The organism is Adlercreutzia rubneri, from assembly GCF_009755265.1.
GTDB lineage: Bacteria > Actinomycetota > Coriobacteriia > Coriobacteriales > Eggerthellaceae > Adlercreutzia > Adlercreutzia rubneri.
Genome location: NZ_WPOO01000074.1, coordinates 1 through 508, shown reverse-complemented (window position 1 = coordinate 508; position 508 = coordinate 1). Strand labels below are relative to the sequence as shown.

At 70.5% G+C, this 508-nt stretch carries 1 protein-coding gene; it reads left to right on the top strand.

From position 1 onward, the window contains the following. A partial coding sequence (locus tag GO707_RS11960; RefSeq protein ID WP_198161106.1) for a DDE-type integrase/transposase/recombinase occupies positions 1–478 on the top strand: 478 nt, incomplete at its 5' end. Positions 479–508 lie beyond the last annotated feature (30 nt).

Genomic DNA, 508 nt, shown 5'->3' with positions numbered 1-508 from the left:
CCTGCCCGACGACGGCCGCAAGGTGTACCTGTCGCCCGTCGTCGACCTGTTCGACGGCAAGCCCGTCGGCTGGGCCGTCGGCACCAGCCCCGACGCGCGCCTCACCGAGTCGTCCCTCGAGATGGCGTGCGCGACGCTCGGGGAGGGGGAGGCGCCCGTCGCGCACACCGACCGCGGCTGCCACTACCGCTGGCCCGGGTGGAAGGCCATATGCGGGCGCCACGGGCTGGCCAGGTCGATGTCGCGCAAGGGCACCAGCCCCGACAACGCCGCCTGCGAGGGGTTCTTCGGCAACCTGAAGAACGAGTTCTTCCACGGGCGGGACTGGTCGGGATGGACGGCGGAGGCCTTCATGGAGCTGCTGGACGGGTGGATGGCCGCCTACTCGACCGTCCGTCTAAAGGCCTTCCGGGAGGGCGGCAGGACCGTCTACGATACGATAGACAACCGCAGGAGGCGGTTGGGGCTGGCGGCGTAGGCCGCTGTCCAAGTAACTGTCCGCACCCCC